Raw genomic sequence first — 19,807 nt, 5'->3', positions numbered from 1 at the left:
AGTTTAGTAGAGCGATCTGGATCGAGTTGCGTTCCGCATCGTCTCGCACACGCCATGAAACTCGCCACATACAAGGACGGCTCGCGCGACGGTCAACTGATCGTCGTCTCGCGCGACCTCGGCACCGCGCACTACGCCACCGGCATCGCCAACCGCTTGCAGGACGTGCTGGACGACTGGGGCTTCCTGAGCCCGCAGTTGCAGGACCTGAGCGAGCGACTGAATGCGGGCCGCACGCGCCATCCGTTCCCCTTCGACCCGGCCCAGTGCATGGCCCCGCTGCCACGCGCCTATCAGTGGGCAGATGGCTCGGCCTACATCAACCACGTCGAGCTGGTGCGCAAGGCGCGCAATGCGGAAGTGCCCGAGAGCTTCTACACCGACCCGCTGATGTACCAGGGCGGCAGCGACGACTTCATCGGCCCGTGCGACCCGGTGGTGGTGGCGAACGAGGCCTTCGGCATCGACTTCGAGGCCGAGATCGCGGTCATCACCGGCGACGTGCGGATGGGTGCGTCAGCCGAGCAATCGCTCGACGGCATCCGCCTGCTGATGCTGGCCAACGACGTGAGCCTGCGCAACCTGATCCCGGCCGAACTGGCCAAGGGCTTCGGCTTCTTCCAGAGCAAGCCGGCGACGGCGTTCAGCCCGGTCGCCGTGACGCCGGATGAGCTCGGCGAAGCATGGATCGGCGGGCGGGTGCACCTGACGCTGCAAAGCACCTGGAACGGCCGCAAGGTCGGCCTCTGCGACGCGGGCGAGGAGATGACTTTCCACTTCGGCCAGCTCATCGCCCACATCGCCAAGACGCGCAACGTGCGCGCGGGCAGCATCGTCGGCAGCGGCACGGTGAGCAACAAGGGCGTCGAGAAGAACGGGAAGATGGATTGGCCGAAGGGCTATTCATGCATCGCGGAGAAGCGCTGCATCGAGACGATCCTGGATGGGCAGCCGGCGACGGAGTTCATGAAGTTCGGGGATACGATCAGGATCGAGATGAAGGGCAGGGATGGGCACTCGGTGTTCGGGGCGATTGATCAGGAGATCGTGGCGCCGGCCATGAACGTCGTGAACAAGAGGGACGCCGATCGCCGCAGCGAGCATTGATCGGCGACGCGTTGCAGGTCACGCGATGCGCGGTGCATCGGCCACGACGGCCCGTCAGTTGTACCGTGCAAACCCATTGCCATCCCGCATCAGCAATTGCATCAGCTTCGGATGCACAAACAACTTTTCCCGGCCCGCCTGCATTTCGCTCAGCACGCCTAGCGTGGCAAGGCTTTTGAGATGAACTGAAGCCGCCTGTCGACCGGCCAAGCCTTTGTCGACCAGGTTGCCGATGCGGCAATAAGGCTGCTCGAAAATGGTCTCGATCAACTCGCGGCTGTAGATCTTGGGCAGCTTTTCGCGCACGTACTCGGTGGTGTGCTCGGCCAGTATGCGGATCGCCGCAATTTTTTGCGTGGTCCAGCGTGCCGTGTCTTCTACCGCGCGCAGCATGTAGAGCACCCAGGCCTCCCATCCTTCCGGCGACTGCAGACGCGTCACGTCCTGCAGCAGGCGGTAGTAGTCGACCTTGTTTGCAATGATGTAGCGGCTCAGGTACAGCACCGGCAACGGCAGCAGGTGTTCCTGGATCAGCACGAGGATGTTGATGATTCGCCCGGTGCGGCCGTTGCCGTCGGTGAAGGGATGGATGGCCTCGAACTGGTAATGCCCCACGGCCATGCGGATGAGCGGATCGAGGTCGATCGTCTCGTGCAGGAAGCGCTCCCAGTTGGCGAGGAGCTTGCGCAGCAGTGCCTCGCCTTCCGGTGGTGTGTAGATGCTTTCGCCGCTGCGCTCGTTCATCAATTGGGTACCTGGCGTTCTCCGGATGTCCATCTCCACGCCTTTGATGGCCGTGCAGATTTCCACCGCCGTTGAGGTGCAGAGCGGGCGCCTGCCCAAGGACTGGAATCCCTGGTGCAAGGCGGTGCGATAGCGCAGCGCTTCCTTGGTGGCCGGGTCGGCCTGGCTGTCGTGGCCATCGGCATGACGGAAAAGCTTGTCGGTGGTGGTGACGATGTTCTCGATCTCGGAACTGTCCTTGGCCTCCAGCAAGGGAATGATGTTGATGAGGACCGTCGGGTTGGGGATCAACTCGGTGGCTTGCTTGAGTTCTGCCAACGCGGCTCGGGCCGTGATGCACTGTTTGAGGATCGGCTTGCTTTCGAGGTCGATTGCCGGGGGCAGTGGCGGGAGCGTGTCATAGGGGCGGTCTGCTTGCCAGGGAGCGCCCGCTGGCATTGTCGTGTTGTCAAAATCATATTTTTGCGACATGTTTTCAGGTTAGGTCGTCCGCGACGACATGTCAAGAAAACGTGTTGCGATTTCCTATTTTTGGCGACACGTTTTCTCTGCATGTCGCTCTCGGCGACATGACTGAAGAATGTGTCGCGTTTGTAGAGGTTTCGCGACACATATAGGCCCGTCGCATGTTCGCCCAGGCATGCTCAGGCAGAGAACTCCTCGCCGCGCCGGATGGCTTCGAGTTCAAGACGGCCTGAAGTCCTCGCGTACCAGCAGCTCCTTCAAGCTGCCGATGCTCAATCGCCTGAAAGCCCGGTACTGATGCGTGCGCGCGGTGCTGAGTTCTACGCCCATCTCACGCGCCGCCTGCTTGGCCGTGCGGCCGGCCAGCAGATGGTCGATCACCTCGCGTTCTCGCAGGCTCAGCGACAGGAGTTGCGAGGACGCTGCCGCCCCCGAAACCCGTGACGCCGCTCCCACCAACCCGCGGCTGTGCGCCGCCGTTGCCTCCGCCAGCAGCGCCGCATGGGCCTCGATCGCAGCGAAGTCCCTTTCGGCAAATTCCGGCAGCGCCAGACTCCGATAGAAGCTCACCGCCGCCCGCTGCCCACCGGGGAGCAACAGAAGCACGGAAGTGCGCTCGCGAATCCCCACCTCCCCATAGCAGGCCGCGCGATAAGCCGGGTCGGCCACCTCGTCCGCGTGCTGGTGGCTCAGCCACAACTGCGCGTGCTTCGGCAACTTGCGCGCCGACAGCCACACCATGTTCGGATCGAGCAGGTCGAAGCGGTTCTCGATGTAGCGCTCGGAGGTCTGCAGCGCCGTATCGCCGTAATTGCTGGCGGTCGAGACGGTGACCACGCGGCCGTTGGCGCCGAGCGCGAACACGGTGCAGAAGGTCAGCGGCAACACCTTCTGCATCGCGACCAGGAAGCCGTCGGCGAGGTGCGGCGTACCGATGCCCGCGACGATACCGACGGCGACGGTGGCCGACACGGCTTCGGGTTGGGTGGCGGGGTGGATGCGGTGACGCTTCATGGGGAGTGGATAGGGTAATCCCCTCGTACAAAGTTACGACACGCAGCATCCGGAGGCATCGGGACAATCCCTCCACCATGACGCCCACACCCCTCCATCCCATCCACGGCCTGCACCACTTCGCCTGGCGTTGCCGCGACGCCGAAGAGACCCGGCACTTCTACGAGGACATCCTCGGCCTGCCGCTCACGCATGTGATCAAGAAGGACACCGTGCCTTCGACCGGCGAGCACTGCCCCTACGTCCACATCTTCTTCCGCATGGCCGATGGCTCGCACATGGCCTTTTTCGACCTCGGCGATGACACCGCCGCGGAGCCGTCGCCCAACACGCCCGGCTGGGTCAACCACATCGCGCTGCGGGTCGATTCCGACCAGGCGCTGGAGGACATGAAGGCGCGATTGCAGGCCAACGGCATCGAGGTGATCGGCGTGACAGACCACGACGGCTACATCCACTCGATCTACTTCTTCGACCCGAACGGCTTCCGTCTCGAACTGACGACCGAACTCGCGACGCAACGCGAACTCGACGGCTACAAGCGCGACGCACACGCCGCGCTCGCCGAGTGGACGACCTTCAGGAAGGCCGCCCGTGTCTGATCTTGAACTCGTCGTCATCGACGTCCAGCCGGGCGTCACCATGGAAAGCCAGTCGGGCCTGCAGGCGCTGCGCCCGCGCATCTTCGGCGCGTTGAGGCGGCCGAAGGGGCAGGGCACGGGCGTAGCTGCGATCGTGATGCACCCGACCAGCAACTTCATGGGCCACTACCTGCTGGAGCCGCTCGCCGAACGCGGCATCGCCTGCATGGGCCTCAACTCGCGCTATGCAGGCAACGACACCATGCTCCTCATGGAAACCGTGCTGCAGGACCTCGGCGCCGGCGTGAAGTGGCTGCGTGCGCAGGGGTACAAGAAGGTCGTGTTGATCGGCAATTCGGGCGGCGCGGCGCTGTCCTCGTTCTACCAGTCGCAGGCCGAATCGCTGACCGCCACGCACTTCGTCGATGGCCTGCCCACGCACCTGTCGGTGGCGGACCTGCCGCCGGTCGATGGCCTCATGCTGTCGGCCGCGCATCCGGGCCGCTCGCGCCTGCTGGCCGAGTGGCTCGACCCGTCGGTCATCGACGAAGCCGATCCACTTGCGACCGATCCGGCCTTCGACCTCTACGCAACGAAGGAACCCGTGCCCTTCGCAGCCGATTTCGTTGCGCAATTCCGCGCCGCGCAACTGGCGCGCCGCGACCGCATCGAAGCCTGGGTCTGGGCCCGCCTTCGCATGCTGCGCGGCACGCCCGGCGCGCCGTCGGACCAGACCTTCCTCGTCTACCGCACGCACAGCGACCCGCGCTTCCTCGACGCCACGCTCGACGCCAACGATCGCCCGGTCGGCTCGATCTGGGGCGACGCGCGCACCGTCAACTACGCCGCCAACGCGATGGGCCGCTTCAACACGCTGCGCTCATGGCTGTCGCAATGGTCCTCGGGCTCGCAGGCCGATGGCCCGGCCTGCCTCGCACGCACCTCAGTACCGGTCCTGCTGATGACGCACACCGCCGACGGCTCCACCTTCCCCAGCACCGCCGCCCTGTGGCGCGAGGCGGGTGGCAACCGATTGACCGAGGTGCCGGTGAAGGGCGGTAATCACTACCTCGCCGGCCAGCCCGACCTGATCCGCCAATCCGCCGACGCGATGGAAGCGTGGCTGCAAAAAATCTGAGAGGTCGTCGTGAGCACTGAGAACCCTCCTTCCGCATCCCTCGGCAGCGCCGGCTCGGGCCCGTTGCCGCCGGCGCCCTATGAAGACCTGCCACCGTCGGTCGGCGCCTTCCACTACACCCGCTTCCGGCCGTGGACGCCGCCGTTGGAACACGGCATGGAACCGGGCCGCCATCCGGTCGTCATCGCCGGTGGCGGACCCGTCGGCATGGCGCTGGCACTCGGCCTGGCCAACCACGGCGTGCGCAGCGTGATCCTCGAAGCCGACGACACCGTCTGCGTCGGCAGCCGCGCCGCCTGCATCTCGCGCCGCAGCCTGGAGATCATCGAACGCCTCGGCGCGCTGCCGGCCTTCCTGGCCAAGGGGCTGCCATGGACGGGCGGTCGCAGCTTCTACAAGACCGACGAGGTCTTCCGCTTCGAGATGCCGCACGACGACACGCAGAAGCTGCCGCCCATGATCAACCTGGAGCAGTACTACATCGAGCAATATTTGCTCGATGCGATCGTGCGGCGCAACGCGGCGACGCCGGGCCTCATCGACATCCGTTGGGGCACCGAACTGGTGGCGCTGGCGCAGGACGATGCCGGCGTGACCGTGCAGGTGCGCAACGCGGAGGGAAGCTATGCCTTGCACGGCCAGTTCCTCGCCGCCTGCGATGGCGGCCAGAGCAGCGTGCGCAAGGCGCTCGGCCTGGACCTGAAGGGCACCGGCTACGAAGGCCGCTACGTCATCATCGACATCGAGCTCCAGAGCAAGCACCCCACCGAGCGCCGCGCCTGGTTCGACCCGCCGTGGAACCCGGGCTCCACCGTGCTGATGCATCGCCAGCCCGACGACATCTGGCGCATCGACTACCAGTTGCGCGCCGGCCAGAGCACCGAGGAGGCGCTCAAGCCCGAGGCCGTGACCGAGTTTGTGCAGCGTCACCTCGAAGCGATCGGCGAAGGCGACCTGCCGTGGCACACGGTCTGGACCTCGGTCTACCGCGCCGGTGCGATGACGCTCGAGAACTACCGCCACGGCCACATCGTGTTCGCCGGCAATGCCGCGCATGCGATGCCGATCTTCGGCGTGCGCGGGCTCAACTCGGGCTTCGACGATGCCGACAACCTCGCCTGGAAGCTGGCGCTGGTGGCCAAGGGCCTGTCGGAACCGGCGCTGCTGGCCAGCTATTCGGAGGAGCGCATCGCCGCCTTCCACATCAACGCGGAAAGCGCGATGCGCAGCACCGAGTTCATGTCGCCGCCCTCGCGTGGCTTCGACCTGCTGCGCGAGGCGGCGCTGTCGCTGTCGGGCAAGCACCGCGAGATCGCCAACCTGATCAACCCGCGCCAGACGCAGGCCGTGCGCTACGACGACTCGGCCCTGTCCAGCGACAGCGACGACCTTGGCGCAGGTCCGAAGCCCGGCGAGGCGATGCCCGAGCAACAACTCGGCCCCAACCTGCACCTGAGCGACCTGCTGACGAAGCCGGCCTTCACGCTGCTGGTGCTGCAACCTGCCGGCGCCACGACCGACGCCACGCTCGACATCGAAACGCACAACCTGCCGCTGGTGCGCCACAAGCTGCGCCGCACCGACGACACAGCCGCCGCCTTCACCGCGCTCGGTGCCGGCGAGACCGGTGCGGTCTACCTGCTGCGGCCCGACGGCCACGTCGCCGCACGCTGGCGCCATCCCTCGACGGACGCCATCTCGAAGGCGCTGGCTCGCGCAGCCAACGCACGCGCCGACATCCTGGAGACGACATGACAACAACCACGGCCCCGATGCCAGCCTTGCCCGCCGACGCCCGCGACCGCCTCTACGCCGAATGCGCACGGGCCATCACCGAAGCCGGCGCCGCACGCGAATCCTTGTTCCTCTCCCGCCTCGCGCTGCTCCTGTTCGAGCAGGTCGGCGACGAGGACCGCTGCAGCCAGGCACTGGCCGATGCGCTGCATGAACTGCCGATGCCTTCGCTGTCGGAATCCCTTTCCCCTTGACCCCTGTTCCTCTCCCGGAGACCGCAACTTGAACATCCAACGCAGAACCCTCCTCACCGGCCTGGCCGCTGCCGGCGCCACCACGCTCGCACCGTGGGCGCACGCGCAGAACTATCCAGACCAAGTCATCAAGTGGGTGGTCCCCTATCCAGCCGGCGGCGGCACCGACGTCATCGCGCGCACGCTGGCCGAAGCGATGCGCGTGCCGCTCGGCCAGTCCATCGTCATCGACAACCGCCCCGGCGCATCGACCAACATCGGCGCCGACATCGTCGCCAAGAGCAAGGCGGATGGCTACACCATCATGTCGGCCGACAACGCCGTGCTGGCCTTCAACGAATTCCTGTTCAGCAAGCTGCCCTTCAACCCCGAGAAGGACTTTAGCTACATCGGTGCGATCGGCCGCTTCCCGATGGCGCTGGTCGTCAACCCCGCCTTCCCGGCGAAGGACTTCAAGGAGTTCCTGGCCTATGCCAAGGCCAACCCCGGCAAGCTCAACTACGCATCGCCCGGCAACGGCTCGCCGCATCACCTCGCGATGGAGATGTTCAAGAACCGCACCGGCACCTTCATCACCCACATCCCGTACCGCGGCGCCGCGCCGGCCATGGCCGACGTGATGGGCGGCCAGGTGCCCTGCATGTTCCTCGACCTGGCTTCCGGCCTGCCGATCATGCAGAGCGGCAAGGTGCGCGTGCTGGCGATCGGCTCGGCGCAGCGCAGCAAGCTGCTGCCCAACGTGCCGACGCTGGCCGAAGTGGGTGTGCCCAACACGGAGGTGTTCGCCTTCCAGGGCGTACTCGGCCCGGCCGGCCTGCCCGCGCCCGTCGTGACCCGGCTCAACGCCGAACTCAACAAGTCCTTCGCCAGCCCCGCCGTGCAGAAGCGCTTCGAGGACTTCGGCATGGAACCGCTGCCGGGCACGCCGGCGCAGTTCCAGGCGCTGGCACGCGCCGAGGCCAAGCGCTGGGGGCCGATCATCAAGGCCCAAGGCATCAAGCTGGATTGAAGCCCGGACTTTTCCCCGATCCCGCTGCCAAGGCGGGGCGAGGGCTTGCGCCGATCCTCTAAGATCGCCGCGCTGCCGCAGCGGACAACCGATCCGCCGACAGCGACAGGCCGGCACCGTCGGCCTGTCCTCACTTCACAAGATAGGGAGCTTCCATGCGTTTCGTACCTCTGGCTGCGGCTTTGGCCGCGGCCTGTGCCCTCATGGGCTGCAAAGCCGTTTCGAAAATGGACACGGACGCCCTCATGGGCGCGGGCGGCTCGGCCTACCAGGCCATGTCGCTCACCGATGCGGATGTCGTCACCATGTCCAACGAGTCCTGCGCCGCCATGGACAAGCAGAGCCAGGTCGCACCGGCCAGCAGCCCATACACGCAGCGGCTGACCCGCGCAATCCGCGGCATGCCGGACACGGTGAACGGCAAGAAGGCCGACTACAAGGTCTACATGACCAAGGAAGTCAACGCCTGGGCCATGGCCAACGGCTGCATCCGCGTCTACAGCGGCCTGATGGACCTGATGAACGACGACGAACTGCGCGGCGTCATCGGCCACGAGATCGGCCACGTGGCGCTCGGCCACACCAAGGGCGCCATGCAGGCCGCCGCCGCTGCGTCCGCATTGCGCGGCGCGTCTGGCTCGGCGGGTGGCGTCATCGGCCAACTCTCGCAATCGCAAGCCGGCGAACTGGCCGAGAAGTTCATCAACGCGCAGTTCTCGCAAACGCAGGAGAGCGCGGCCGACGACTATTCCTTCGACCTGCTGACCCAGGCCAAGCTGGAACGAAAGGGGCTCGTCACCGCCTTCCAGAAGCTCGCGAAACTCGGCGGCAGCTCGGGCAGCTCCATGATGAGCTCACACCCGCCGTCAGCCGAGCGTGCGGCGCGCATGCAGAAGCGGATCGACGCCGGCAAATAAGCCGACGCGGTCTACTTCTCGTAGACCGTCTCCAGTGACCGGAACCCCTTCACCTCGATCGGATTGCCGAACGGGTCGCGAAAGAACATGGTCCATTGCTCGCCCGGCTGGCCTTCGAAGCGCGACTGTGGCTTCAGCACGAAGTCCGTGCCGGCCGCTTCGAGCCGGTCGGCCATGGCGCGCCAGTCGGGCAGCGCGAGCGCGAGGCCGAAGTGCGGCATCGGGACCATCACGTCGCCCACGCGCCCGGTCGGCGCGGTGGCGAAGGGCTCGCCCAAGTGCAGCGAGATCTGGTGGCCGAAGAAGTCGAAGTCGACCCAGGTGTCGGTGCTGCGGCCCTCGGTGCAGCCGAGCAGGCCGCCGTAGAAGCGGCGCGCGGCATCGAGGTCGCGGACGTTGAAGGCAAGGTGAAATATGCTGTGCATCCGCGCAGCATAGCCGCGCCGCACCGACGGAACCACCATGACCCCCGAAGACACCACCACGCCCGATCCCACCACCCGCCTCGTCCATGCGGACCGCCATTTCGGTGTAGAGCAGGGCGGCGTGCACATGGCCATCCACACCTCGGTGCAATACGGCTACGAGCGCGTGGAAGACCTCATCGGCGTGTTCCAGGGCACGTTGAAGGGCAAGTTCAACTACGCACGCCAGGGCACGCCGACCACCGCGGCGCTGGAGTCCAAGATCACGCAACTGGAGGAGGGCGTCGGCACGGTCTGCTTCGCCACCGGCATGGCGGCCGTGACGGCGGTGTTCTTCACCCTGCTGCGCGCGGGCGACCACCTGGTCGCAAGCCGCTACCTGTTCGGCAACACGCTGAGCCTGCTGGCCACGCTGCAGGGCCTGGGCGTGGGCGTGACGCTGGTCGATCCGACCTCGGCGCAGGCCGTGGCCGACGCGGTCACGCCGGCCACGCGCATGGTCTTCGTCGAGACCATCGCCAACCCCGGCACGCAGATCCCCGACCTCGCCGGCATCGGCGCGTTGTGCAAGGAACGCGGGCTGGTCTATGTGGTCGACAACACCATCAGTTCGCCGGCGCTGTTCCTGCCGAAGCGCGTGGATGCCAGCCTGTCGATCAACTCGCTGACCAAGACCATCGCCGGCCACGGCAACACGCTGGGCGGCGCGGTCACCGACACCGGCCTGTTCGACTGGACGGGCTACCCCAACATCTTCGCCGGCTACCGCCAGGGCGACGTGAAGCAATGGGGCCTCACGCAGATCCGCAAGAAGGCGTTGCGCGACATGGGCGGCACGCTGAGTTCCGATGCGGCGCATCGCATTTCGGTCGGCGCGGAAACGCTGTCGCTGCGCATCGCGCAGACCAGTGCGACGGCGCTGGCACTCGCAAGCTTCCTTGAAAGCCACCCGGCCGTGGCCCGCGTCTACTACCCGATGCTCCCCTCGCATCCCCAGCACGCTTTCGCCAAGCAGTACTTCAGCGCCGGCTCCTGGCTGTTCTCCTTCGAGTTGCGAGATGCGGATGCCCTCGTTCCGGTCATCAACAAGCTGCAACTGCCGATCAAGGCCACCGGGCTGGGCGACACGCGCACGTTGATCATTCCCGTGGCGCCAACGATCTTCTGGGAAATGGGCGCGGCCAAGCGTGCAGAGGTCGGCGTGGCGGAAGGCCTCATCCGCGTGTCGGTCGGGCTGGAGCGTGCCAGCGACCTCATCGCAGATTTCAAGGCGGCGCTGGCGTGATCCGGCGGCTCCTGCTCGTCGCGGCCTGCGCACTGTTCGCGGCGGCGTCGGCAGGCGCCGTCACGCCGGCGAAAGTGCCGCCGACGAAAGAGCAGCCCATCGTCTGCCCGCCACCGGCGCAGGTGCCGACCTTCGTGCCCGGCGGTGCCGAGCGCGCGGCCAAGCGTGCGTCCGACCGGGGCGTGCTGTGGCGCATCGAGCGCGACGGCCGCGTCTCGTGGCTCTACGGCACCCTGCACCTCGGCAAGCCAACCTGGCTGTTTCCGGGCCCCAAGGTGACGCAGGCCCTCGAACAGAGCGACACCGTCGCACTGGAGCTGGACCTGAGCGACCCCGAAACGCTGCGCACGCTGTTGTCGCCACCCGACCCGGGCGCCGCCGCGCGCCTGCTCACGCCCGAACGCCTGCGTCGCATCGAGCGTCAGCGCGCCTTGGCCTGCCTGCCCAGCGAAACGCAACGCAAGCTGCGCCCGGTCATCCAGGTCGCCGCGCTGGGCTCGCTGTCGATGCGCGCGGACGGCCTGTACCCGGAGTTCGGCATCGAAGGCGTGCTGTCCGGCATCGCACGCGGCGCCGGCAAGCCCGTGATCGCGCTGGAAACCGCCGCCGGCCAACTGCGCATGCTCGAAGGCGATTCCGAGGCGGAGCAAGCCGAGGACATCGACGCTTCGCTGGAGGACCTCGAACGCGGCGAGGCACGCGCCAGCACCGTCGCGCTGGCCGACGCCTGGGCGCGCAGCGACGCCGCCCGGCTCGATACCTATTTCCAATGGTGCAAGTGCGTGGATCGCCCGGACGACAAGCGCCGCATGCGCCGCTACCTCGACGACCGCAACCCCGGCCTGGCCGACGGCATCGCCACGCTGCACAAGCTCGGTCAGCGCGTGTTCGGGGCGGTCGGCGCATTGCACATGGTCGGCCCCAATGGCCTGCCTGCCCTGATGGCGGCGCGCGGCTTCACCGTCACGCGGGTGCTGCCCGAGCCATAATCCCGGCTCCCATGTTCCGCCTGCTTCGCCACACCCGCTCCCTCGGCCTCGTCGGTCGCGGTGTGCTGCTGTGGTTCATGCTGTCGATGGGCGCGGCCATCGCCTCGCCCATCGTGCATCCGCAGGCGATGGAACTGGTGTGCTCCAGCGCCGGCGCCATCAAGGTCATCGTGCAGACCGACGACGGTGCCCAGGAACTCGGCGCCAGCCACATGGACTGCCCGCTCTGCGTGCTGACCGGCGCGCCGCCGCCTGTCGCTGCGCTGGCCAACCTCCCGGTCATCCAGCCGCTGGGCCTCGCCGCCCAGCCCATCCCCGCCGCGCGCCTTGCCGCGGCCACCCGTGCGCCGCTGCCGGCGCGCGGACCTCCCGCTTTCTCCTGAGCCACAAGTCCGGGCCGCGCGCCCGTCTCCCTGCGGGGGATCCAGTCGAGACACGTCGACCCGGGACTTGATTCAAGTCGCAGTCGTCCGCACGCAGGTTGCGGGCGCTGCCGGCCGTCCTGGCCAGGAGATCGAGGGAAAACAGAGTGAAAAGAACACGCATCGCCATTGCCGCGGCCATGGCCCTTTCTGCGCCCGCCTGGGCCGACCACCAACTCGGCGAGGACAACACCGCCCGCATGCTCGGCACCATCACCGTGCCCGGCGGCCGGCCTACCTCCCTGCCGACCCAGATACCGACTGTCATCGAAGGCACGACGCGCGAGCAGATCGAAGCCACGGTCAACGCCACCGACGCCGAGGACGCGCTCAAGTACCTGCCCAGCCTGGTCGTGCGCAAGCGCTACATCGGCGACTACAACCATGCCGTGCTGGCCACGCGCGCTTCGGGCACCGGCAACAGCGCGCGATCGATGGTCTATGCCGACGGCATCCCGCTGTCCAACCTGCTGGGCAACGGCGCCACCTTCGCGCCGCGCTGGGGCATGGTGTCGCCGGAGGAGATCGATCGCGTCGACGTCCTCTACGGGCCGTTTTCCGCCGCCTATCCGGGCAACTCGGTCGGCGCGGTGGTCGACTACGTGACGCGGATGCCGACGAAGTTCGAGGCGCACATCAAGCTCGGCGGCGCGTACAGCCAGTTCGACCAGTACAGCAGCAGTTCGTCGCCCACGGCGAACCAGCTCGACATGTCGCTCGGCGGGCGCAATGGCGACTGGTCCTGGTGGCTCAGCGCCAGCCGCACGCACAGCAAGGGGCAGGCGCTGACCTTCGGCAACCGCCTGCTGAGCGCGGGCACGGTCGGCAACGCGGGCACGCCCGTCACCGGCGCCGTGCTCGACCTGAACCCGAGCAACCAGCCCTGGTGGCTGGTCGGCGGCGCGACGATCTACGACACCACGCAGGAGCAGGCCAAGCTCAAGCTGGCCTACGACTTCACGCCCACCGTGCGCGCCACCTACGTGCTGGGCGCCTGGAACAACAGCACCTACGGCGCGGTCGACAGCTACCTGCGCGACCGCAACGGCTTGCCGGTGTACGGGGGGCGCGTGAACATCGCCGGCCGCGTCTACAACCTCGATTCGCCCAGCCCCGCGCTGGCGCCGACGCAGAACGACCTCACGCACACGATGCAGGGCCTGTCGGTCAAGAGCCACACCGGCGGTGTGTTCGACTGGGAGGTATCGTGCAGCCTCTACGACTATGCCAAAGACAAGTTGCGCACGCCCACCGTGTCGACGAATCCGAGCACGGCCGCGCCGTACTGGCTCCCGCTCGGAGCACCCACCAGCACCTTCGGCGCCCCCGGCCGCACCACCGACATGAACGGCACCGGCTGGAACACCCTCAAGCTCGCCGGCACCTGGCGGCCGACCGGCAGCGCCGAAGGCGTAGGCGCGCACGTGGTCGACTTCGGCGCGCAACAGGACACCGCCAAGCTGCGCACGCAGGCGAGCAACACGGCCGACTGGTTCTCCGGCCCCGCGCTCACGCCCTTCTCCCAATTCAACGGCAACACGCGGCTCCAATCGCTCTACGCACAGGACACCTGGCGCTTCGCCCCCGACTGGAAGACCACGCTGGGCCTGCGCTACGAGCACTGGAAGGCCTACGACGGCCAACTCGGCAACGCCACCACCGTGCTCGACTTCCGAGAGCGCAAGCAAAACGACATCTCCCCCAAGGCCGCCATCGCATGGCAGGCCACGGGCGACTGGCTGCTCAAGGCCTCCGTCGGCCGCGCCGTCCGCTACCCCACGGTGAGCGAGCTCTACCAGGGCCAGATCCTCGGCAACACCATCATCAACAACAACCCGTTGCTGAAGCCGGAGAAGTCCTGGACCACCGAGCTGACCGCCGAGCGCGACACCCGCACCTGGGGCGTCGACGGCCTGCTGCGCGCCACGCTGTTCTTCGAGCGCACCCAGGATGCGCTCTACAGCCAGACCTCGGCCAACAACATCACCACGATCCAGAACGTCGACGCCATCCACACCAAGGGACTGGAGCTGGCGGCCAACGGTTACGACGTCGGCATCAAGGGCCTGGAGCTGAGCGGCAGCCTCACGCTGGCCGATTCGAAGATCGTCGCCAACACCGGCTTCCCGGCCAGCGTCGGCAAGCAGCAGCCGCGCGTGCCCCGCGTGCGTGCCGCGCTGCTGGCCACCTACAAGCCCGATGCCCGCTGGGCCTACACCCTCGGCGCCCGCTACAGCGGCAAGCAATACGGCACGCTGGACAACAGCGACCCCAACGGCGCAACCTACACCGGCTTCAGCAAGTACTTCGTCGCCGACATCCGTGTGCACTACCGCATCGACCGCCAGTGGAGCGCCGCCGTCGGCATCGACAACCTCAACAACAACAAGTACTGGGCCTTCCACCCGTACCCGCAACGCACCTTCGTGGCCGAACTGAAGTTCGACCTCTGACATTCGCAAGAAAGGCCATCATGAACACCACTTTCACCCTCAAGACATTCGCCGCCGTCGCGGCCCTCGCCGGCGCTTCGGCGTCCTTCGCACATGTCACCCTGCCGCCGGGCGGCGCCACCGCCGGCAGCGACTACGAGGCCGCCTTCCGCGTCGGCCATGCCTGCGCCGGCGCCAAGGCCACCACTGGCGTGACGGTGCGCCTGCCCAAGGGCTTTACGCTTTCCGATGCGCAGGCGCGCAAGGGCTGGAAGCTCGACGTGCAGAAGTCCGGCGACGCCGAAGTGCGCTGGACGGCCGACAGCGCCGACACCGCCTTGCCGACCGCCGAGCGCACCGAATTCATCCTGCGCGGCAAGCTCGCCGCCGCCCCCGGCCCGCTGTACTTCAAGGTGCTGCAGACCTGCGACAACGGCAGCGCCGATTGGGCCCAGCTGCCCACCGGCGCTGCGGGCGAGAAGCTCGAATACCCGGCCGCGCGGCTCGACGTGCTCGCGCCCGGCGTCGCCGCCGTCGACGTCAAGGACGCCTGGGTGCGCCCGGCGGTGCCCGGCCAGAGCGGCACCGGCGCCTTCATGAAGCTCAGCGCACCGTCGGGCGCGCGCCTGGTCGGCGTGCAAACGGCCGTGGCCGGCGTCGCCGAGGTCCACGAGATGAAGATGGAAGGCGACATGATGAAGATGCGCGCCGTGGCCGGCGGCCTTGAACTGCCCGCGCGCCAGACCGTCGAACTCAAGCCCGGCGGCTACCACCTGATGTTGATGGACCTGAAGCAGCCGGTTGCCGCCGGCAGCGTCGTGCCGATGACGCTGCAGTTCGAGGACGCCAAGGGCGCGAAAAGCAGCCTCATGCTGCAGGTACCCGTCGGCGTGCCGGCTGGAGCCGCTGGCGCCGGGGCGGAGTCGCCAGGGCACAAGCACTGACGCGCGGCCAATTCGCGCCTTGCTTGGAGTAAGCTGACGCCACACAAGAAAACCATCTTCAGGAGATGCCCCAATGAGCGACGCAGGCAAGCCCTTCAACTTCGGCAGCTTTGTTCCCGGTTTCGACTTTCTCAAGAGCCTCGCGGCCGGCAGCGCGAGCACTGCGTCCAGCGCCGTGCCCGGATTGCAAGGCCTTGCGAGTTGGGTCGCGCCCACGCTGAGCGTCGAGGAAGTCGACAAGCGCATCCGGGAACTGAAGACGGTGCAGTTCTGGCTCGAACAGAACCTCACCGCACTCAAGGCCACGATCCAGGCGCTTGAAGTCCAGAAGATGACCTTGTCGACCCTGCGCGGGATGAATGTGCGCATGGAGGACCTGACCAGCGCTTTCACACGCGCCGCCACCATGACTCCCTCGATGACGCCGGCCCCCACGCCTTCCGCGCCGCCCCCGCCGCCGCCCCCCGCCCAGAGGGCCGCACCGGAGCCCGAACCTGAGGAGGAAGAGTTCGAGGAGGACGTGGAAGAAGAAGCAGAGGACGCGGCCCCCGCCCGGAAGACCAAGGCCAAGGCGGCCACGCCATCTGTCGGCGTTGTCGACCCGTTGCAGTGGTGGGGTGCGCTCACGCAGCAGTTCGAGCAGATTGCCAGCAGCGCCATGCGCGAGGCCTCCAACATGAAGGTGCCTGGCACGCTGCAGTCGACGGTCGACCTGGCCACCGGCGCGGCAAAGAAAGCTGCGGGTGTCGGCAAGGCCGTCGCATCGAAGAAGGCCGCCACGAAGAAGAAGGCTGTGGCCCCTGCCAAGCGCGCTGCCTCCAACAGACGCTGAAGCCGCGCGCGTCGAGGATGGCCCACCCCCGAATGCGCCTACGGCGTCTGCGCGGCCGCCACAGGCGGCTGCTCTTGCGGGCCATCCAAGCCTGCGCAGGCAGCCTAGGCGCCGCGGGGCCCTCGGGCCCCTCAAGCGGGCGCACCCAGCGGCCCGGCAACGCCGGTTTCGCGGGTGCCTGCGAATGGGGTTCACCTCGGCAGTGGGTTTCAGGCGTTGCGAATGACGCTCGGCGTCGTGGAGCACTGACATGAAGCTCTTTCCATCCGGTCACGCGACCCACCCTCAATGGCGCATGGCGGCCGGCCTCGTACTGGCCCAGGTGCGCGCGCAGATGGCCCTCGGCGACTATGCGCAGTCGCCGACGCTGGGCCTGCTCTACATCACTGACCACTACAGCGCCGAGGCGCAGGACATCCTCGATCACCTCGGCGCCGAACTGCCCGAGGTCACCGATTGGGCTGGCACCGTCGGCGTCGGCATTTCGGCCAACAACGCCGAGTACTTCGATGAACCGGCACTGAGCGTGATGCTGTGCGAGTTACCCAGCGACCAGTACCGGGTGTTCTCCGGCGTGGCGCCCTTGGCCGGCTCCGAGATGGCCGGCTTCGAGGCGCACACCGCGCTGGTGCATGCCGACCCCGAGACGCCCGACCTGCCCGAACTGATCGGTGACCTCGCGGTTCGCACCGACACGGGTTATCTGTTCGGCGGCCTGTCCTCAGGTCGCGCCGGCTCGCTCCAATTCGCCATCAGTGGCAATGGCAACATCAAGGGCCACGGCGCGGCGGGCGGCGTGTTCAGCGGCGGCCTGTCCGGCGTGGTGTTCGGCCAGGGCGTGCGCGTGGTGTCGCGCGTGACGCAAGGCTGCCAGCCACTGGGCGGCGGCGCCGGACGTGAGCGCGAGATCACCAAGGCCGATGGCAACGTGATCTTCATGCTCGACGGCGAGCCGGCGCTCGACGTGTTGCTGGCCGAACTCGCCGTGTCGCTGGACCAGCCGCAGGAGGCCATCGACGCCGTGCGCGCGACGCTGGTCGGCCTGGTCGACGCGGGCAGCGACGGCGTGCGCCGCACTGGCGACCTCGGAGCGGACGTGGTGGTGCGCCACATCATCGGGCTCGACCCCAGCCGCCGCGGCATAGCCGTGGCCGACCAGGTCGAGGCGGGCATGCGCATGAGCTTCTGCCGCCGCAGCGCTCAGGCGGCCCGGGCCGACCTGATGCGCATCTGCGCGGAAATCCGCGAAGAACTCGAACCCGAGGAACAGACGCTCGAAACCGCCACCGCCATTGCGGCCGGGGAGGCCGACGCCGCACCGCATCCGGCGCGCGGCATTGCGGGCGCGGTGTACGTCAGTTGCTCGGGGCGCGGCGGCCCGCACTTCGGCGCGCCTGGCGCGGAATTGCAGATCGTGCGGCACGCGCTCGGCGACGTCCCGCTGGTCGGTTTCTTCGCCGCCGGCGAAATCGCCCGGCATCACCTGTATGGCTACACCGGCGTGCTGACGGTCTTCACGACAGAGTAGCTGCGCCCACCCCGGAACGAGCGGCCAGGCATTCGCGAAGACCCACAACCAAAACCTTTGCGCCGACTTACCAGGTGCAGCGCGCGCGAGGACTGCAGGCCACGGAGGCATTGGTGATCCCGGCGCGCAAGCTGTTGCGCATTGCCTTTGCCGTCTGGCGCTCTGAGAAACCTTTTGAGGCTCATCGATTCAGCCCGGGTGCTGGACAGAAACCATAGAACCTTTGCGGGGCCGCTGGGTGCGCCCCCTGGAGGGGGTGCGCCGCAGGCGCTGCGGGGTGGGTTTACCTCAGCGACGCAGTCGCGTGAACCCCTCGAACTCCCAGTTGCGCATTCCCAGCACCAGCGTGTAACCCTCCAGGTCCTTCGCGGCCAGCTTCTGGTCCATCTGGTGCTGCTGTGCAAAGTCCTGCGCCACCCGCTGCAGGCGCTCGCGGAACGACGGCGCCAGCGCCCGGCTCACGGTGCCGTGCACCAGCATCAACCCCTCCGCCTGCCCGTCGAAGCCGCCGCGGAAGTAGTCGAGCACCACATGGTCGCGAAAAAACTCCATGAACGGCCCGTTCGGTCGCCAGCGAAAGGTCTTGGCCAGCTTGAGCCGATAGCGGTTCATCGACTTCAGTTCGATGATGCCGATGCGGTCCAGCTGCGCAAAGCAGCCGATGCATTCGGCCTCGCTGATGCGGTAGGCGCTGGTGATCTGCTCCAGCGTCCACTGGCTCAGGACGTTGATGGCCACCAGCAGCAGCTTCTTGTCCCTAACGACGGCCTTTTCCTGCTCGTGCGTCAGCTCCTTGATGAGCGGTTGCGCATCGGCCACGCGGCGTGCCAGCTCGGCAAAGTCGAGCTTCAGTGCGCGGCAGATCGCATCCACCCGCGAGAGAGGCATGTCGCCCTTGGCCAACATGCGCTTGACGCTGGATTCAGCCATGTCCAGGGACCGCGCCAGGTCGGCGTAGGTCATCTTGGCGCTCTTGAGTTCGGCCTTCAGGGCGAGGACCAGGTCGACAGTCGTGCTCATGCTCAGTGATAGGTATAGGAATCTGGTACCGATGGGCGTGCGAAAATGCTCCGTATCAATTTTCGATGCCCCGGGGGCGGTTGCCAACCTAAATTGCGCACCTCTGCCACCACCCCGGAGCTTGCCATGCACCTGCCCACCCTCAGTCGACGCGAACGCGGACTCTTGTCCGTCTATCTCTTGCTCCTGCTGGTTGCGATCTTCGCCCCTGCACTGACCGGTGCCGAGGCCGGCGTGGCGCAGTTCGCCGACGACCGCGCCTGGCACCAGTTGCCCAACGCCATGGATGTGCTGAGCAACCTGCCCTTCCTGGCCATCGGCCTGTGGGGCTTGCGCTGGCTGCATCAGCTCGATCGCTCGAATGATCCCGCCGCTAGTGTCGCGCAGGAACCGCATGCCAACGCCCTGGACTGTGCCTGGATCTTCTTCGCCGGACTGGTGGCCTGCGCTGCGGGTTCGGCCTTCTATCACCTGCAACCCGACGTTCTTCGACTGGCCGCCGACCGGGCCGGCATGGCAATCGCTTTCGCCGGGTTGATGGGTCTTGCGGTTTGCGAAAAGGTGAGCCCGCGCGCCGGCTGGGTGGCCGCCTGGGCGACCCTGGCATCAGGCTTGCTGGCGGTGACGACATGGCACGAAACCGGCAACGTCACACCCTGGGCCGTGGTCCAGTTCGGTGGCATGGCGCTGGTGCTCACGCTGGCGCTGGCCAAGCCGATGGCGCATGCCGTCGGCCTCAAGCTGGGCTGGGTCATCTTCTTCTATGCGCTGGCCAAGCTGTTCGAACTGGGCGACCACGCCATCTACGAGGCCACGCATCACCTGATTTCCGGTCACACCCTGAAACACTTCACGGCAGCGCTGGCTGGCTTGCCTGTGCTGATGGCTTTGCAGGCAGTGGGAATGCAAACCGTGCGGCACAATCCGGGCGCCGCCGTGTCGACGGCCTGAAAAGCCCGGAAGGGAC

19 protein-coding genes are annotated in these 19,807 nt (G+C 67.2%); 15 read left to right on the top strand and 4 right to left on the bottom strand.

What is annotated here, in order from left to right; genetic code table 11:
* Positions 1-54 precede the first annotated feature (54 nt).
* Positions 55-1,107, top strand: coding sequence for a fumarylacetoacetate hydrolase family protein (locus WKW82_RS35810; RefSeq protein ID WP_340347891.1), 1,053 nt, complete (start codon positions 55-57; stop codon positions 1,105-1,107).
* 54 nt (positions 1,108-1,161) lie between these two features.
* On the opposite strand, the gene fic is transcribed toward WKW82_RS35810, so the two are convergent.
* Positions 1,162-2,289, bottom strand: a complete 1,128-nt coding sequence (gene fic, locus WKW82_RS35805; protein ID WP_340347890.1) for a protein adenylyltransferase Fic — start codon at positions 2,287-2,289, stop codon at positions 1,162-1,164.
* A gap of 246 nt (positions 2,290-2,535) precedes the next feature.
* Positions 2,536-3,330: a helix-turn-helix transcriptional regulator gene (locus tag WKW82_RS35800; RefSeq protein WP_340347889.1), complete on the bottom strand. Its 795-nt coding sequence runs from the start codon at positions 3,328-3,330 to the stop codon at positions 2,536-2,538.
* Positions 3,331-3,407: 77 nt separating this feature from the next.
* On the opposite strand from WKW82_RS35800, the gene WKW82_RS35795 reads away from it, so the two are divergent.
* From WKW82_RS35795 to loiP, 6 genes are all read left to right on the top strand, one after another.
* Complete coding sequence (locus WKW82_RS35795) at positions 3,408-3,932, top strand: VOC family protein (RefSeq protein ID WP_340347888.1); 525 nt, start codon at positions 3,408-3,410, stop codon at positions 3,930-3,932.
* Positions 3,925-5,049, top strand: a complete 1,125-nt coding sequence (locus tag WKW82_RS35790; protein WP_340347887.1) for an alpha/beta hydrolase — start codon at positions 3,925-3,927, stop codon at positions 5,047-5,049. The genes WKW82_RS35795 and WKW82_RS35790 overlap by 8 nt, the downstream gene beginning before the upstream one ends.
* 156 nt (positions 5,050-5,205) lie before the next feature.
* Positions 5,206-6,804, top strand: coding sequence for an FAD-dependent monooxygenase (locus tag WKW82_RS35785; RefSeq protein ID WP_422823671.1), 1,599 nt, complete (start codon positions 5,206-5,208; stop codon positions 6,802-6,804).
* Entirely contained in the window at positions 6,801-7,037 is a 237-nt protein-coding gene (locus WKW82_RS35780) for a hypothetical protein (protein WP_340347885.1), read from the top strand. Before WKW82_RS35785 ends, WKW82_RS35780 begins: the two co-directional genes overlap by 4 nt.
* A 34-nt stretch (positions 7,038-7,071) precedes the next feature.
* Entirely contained in the window at positions 7,072-8,046 is a 975-nt protein-coding gene (locus WKW82_RS35775) for a Bug family tripartite tricarboxylate transporter substrate binding protein (protein WP_340347931.1), read from the top strand.
* Between the two features lie 155 nt (positions 8,047-8,201).
* Positions 8,202-8,963: a metalloprotease LoiP gene (gene loiP / locus WKW82_RS35770; RefSeq protein ID WP_422823670.1), complete on the top strand. Its 762-nt coding sequence runs from the start codon at positions 8,202-8,204 to the stop codon at positions 8,961-8,963.
* 11 nt (positions 8,964-8,974) lie between these two features.
* On the opposite strand, the gene WKW82_RS35765 is transcribed toward loiP, so the two are convergent.
* On the bottom strand, positions 8,975-9,388 hold the full coding sequence (locus tag WKW82_RS35765; RefSeq protein ID WP_340347884.1) for a VOC family protein: 414 nt from the start codon (positions 9,386-9,388) through the stop codon (positions 8,975-8,977).
* Positions 9,389-9,425: 37 nt separating this feature from the next.
* On the opposite strand from WKW82_RS35765, the gene WKW82_RS35760 reads away from it, so the two are divergent.
* From WKW82_RS35760 to WKW82_RS35730, 7 genes are all read left to right on the top strand, one after another.
* The gene (locus WKW82_RS35760) at positions 9,426-10,673 is read left to right on the top strand and encodes a cystathionine gamma-synthase family protein (RefSeq protein ID WP_340347883.1); all 1,248 of its coding nucleotides are present in this window, start codon (positions 9,426-9,428) and stop codon (positions 10,671-10,673) included.
* Positions 10,670-11,662, top strand: a complete 993-nt coding sequence (locus tag WKW82_RS35755; RefSeq protein WP_340347882.1) for a TraB/GumN family protein — start codon at positions 10,670-10,672, stop codon at positions 11,660-11,662. The genes WKW82_RS35760 and WKW82_RS35755 overlap by 4 nt, the downstream gene beginning before the upstream one ends.
* Before the next feature lie 11 nt (positions 11,663-11,673).
* Complete coding sequence (locus tag WKW82_RS35750; RefSeq protein ID WP_340347881.1) at positions 11,674-12,045, top strand: DUF2946 family protein; 372 nt, start codon at positions 11,674-11,676, stop codon at positions 12,043-12,045.
* Positions 12,046-12,224: 179 nt separating this feature from the next.
* The gene (locus WKW82_RS35745) at positions 12,225-14,537 is read left to right on the top strand and encodes a TonB-dependent receptor (protein WP_340347928.1); all 2,313 of its coding nucleotides are present in this window, start codon (positions 12,225-12,227) and stop codon (positions 14,535-14,537) included.
* A gap of 20 nt (positions 14,538-14,557) precedes the next feature.
* Positions 14,558-15,460 carry a copper chaperone PCu(A)C domain-containing protein gene (locus WKW82_RS35740; protein ID WP_340347880.1) on the top strand — a complete coding sequence of 301 codons (903 nt, stop codon included), beginning with the start codon at positions 14,558-14,560 and terminating at the stop codon, positions 15,458-15,460.
* Between the two features lie 73 nt (positions 15,461-15,533).
* The gene (locus WKW82_RS35735; protein ID WP_340347879.1) at positions 15,534-16,292 is read left to right on the top strand and encodes a PhaM family polyhydroxyalkanoate granule multifunctional regulatory protein; all 759 of its coding nucleotides are present in this window, start codon (positions 15,534-15,536) and stop codon (positions 16,290-16,292) included.
* 250 nt (positions 16,293-16,542) lie between these two features.
* On the top strand, positions 16,543-17,820 hold the full coding sequence (locus tag WKW82_RS35730) for an FIST signal transduction protein (protein WP_340347878.1): 1,278 nt from the start codon (positions 16,543-16,545) through the stop codon (positions 17,818-17,820).
* A 288-nt stretch (positions 17,821-18,108) separates the two neighbouring features.
* Here WKW82_RS35730 and WKW82_RS35725 read toward each other — a convergent pair whose 3' ends face one another.
* Complete coding sequence (locus tag WKW82_RS35725) at positions 18,109-18,840, bottom strand: helix-turn-helix domain-containing protein (protein ID WP_340347877.1); 732 nt, start codon at positions 18,838-18,840, stop codon at positions 18,109-18,111.
* 126 nt (positions 18,841-18,966) lie between these two features.
* Here WKW82_RS35725 and WKW82_RS35720 point away from each other — a divergent pair, with 126 nt between their 5' ends.
* A complete protein-coding gene (locus WKW82_RS35720; RefSeq protein ID WP_340347875.1) occupies positions 18,967-19,791 on the top strand; it encodes a hypothetical protein in 825 nt (274 codons plus the stop codon).
* The last annotated feature ends 16 nt before the right edge of the window (positions 19,792-19,807 follow it).

It is taken from the genome of Variovorax rhizosphaerae, from assembly GCF_037889975.1.
GTDB classification, from domain to species: domain Bacteria; phylum Pseudomonadota; class Gammaproteobacteria; order Burkholderiales; family Burkholderiaceae_C; genus Variovorax; species Variovorax rhizosphaerae.
The sequence above is the reverse complement of the archived record's forward strand: the minus strand, read 5'-3'. Positions and strand labels throughout refer to the sequence as shown.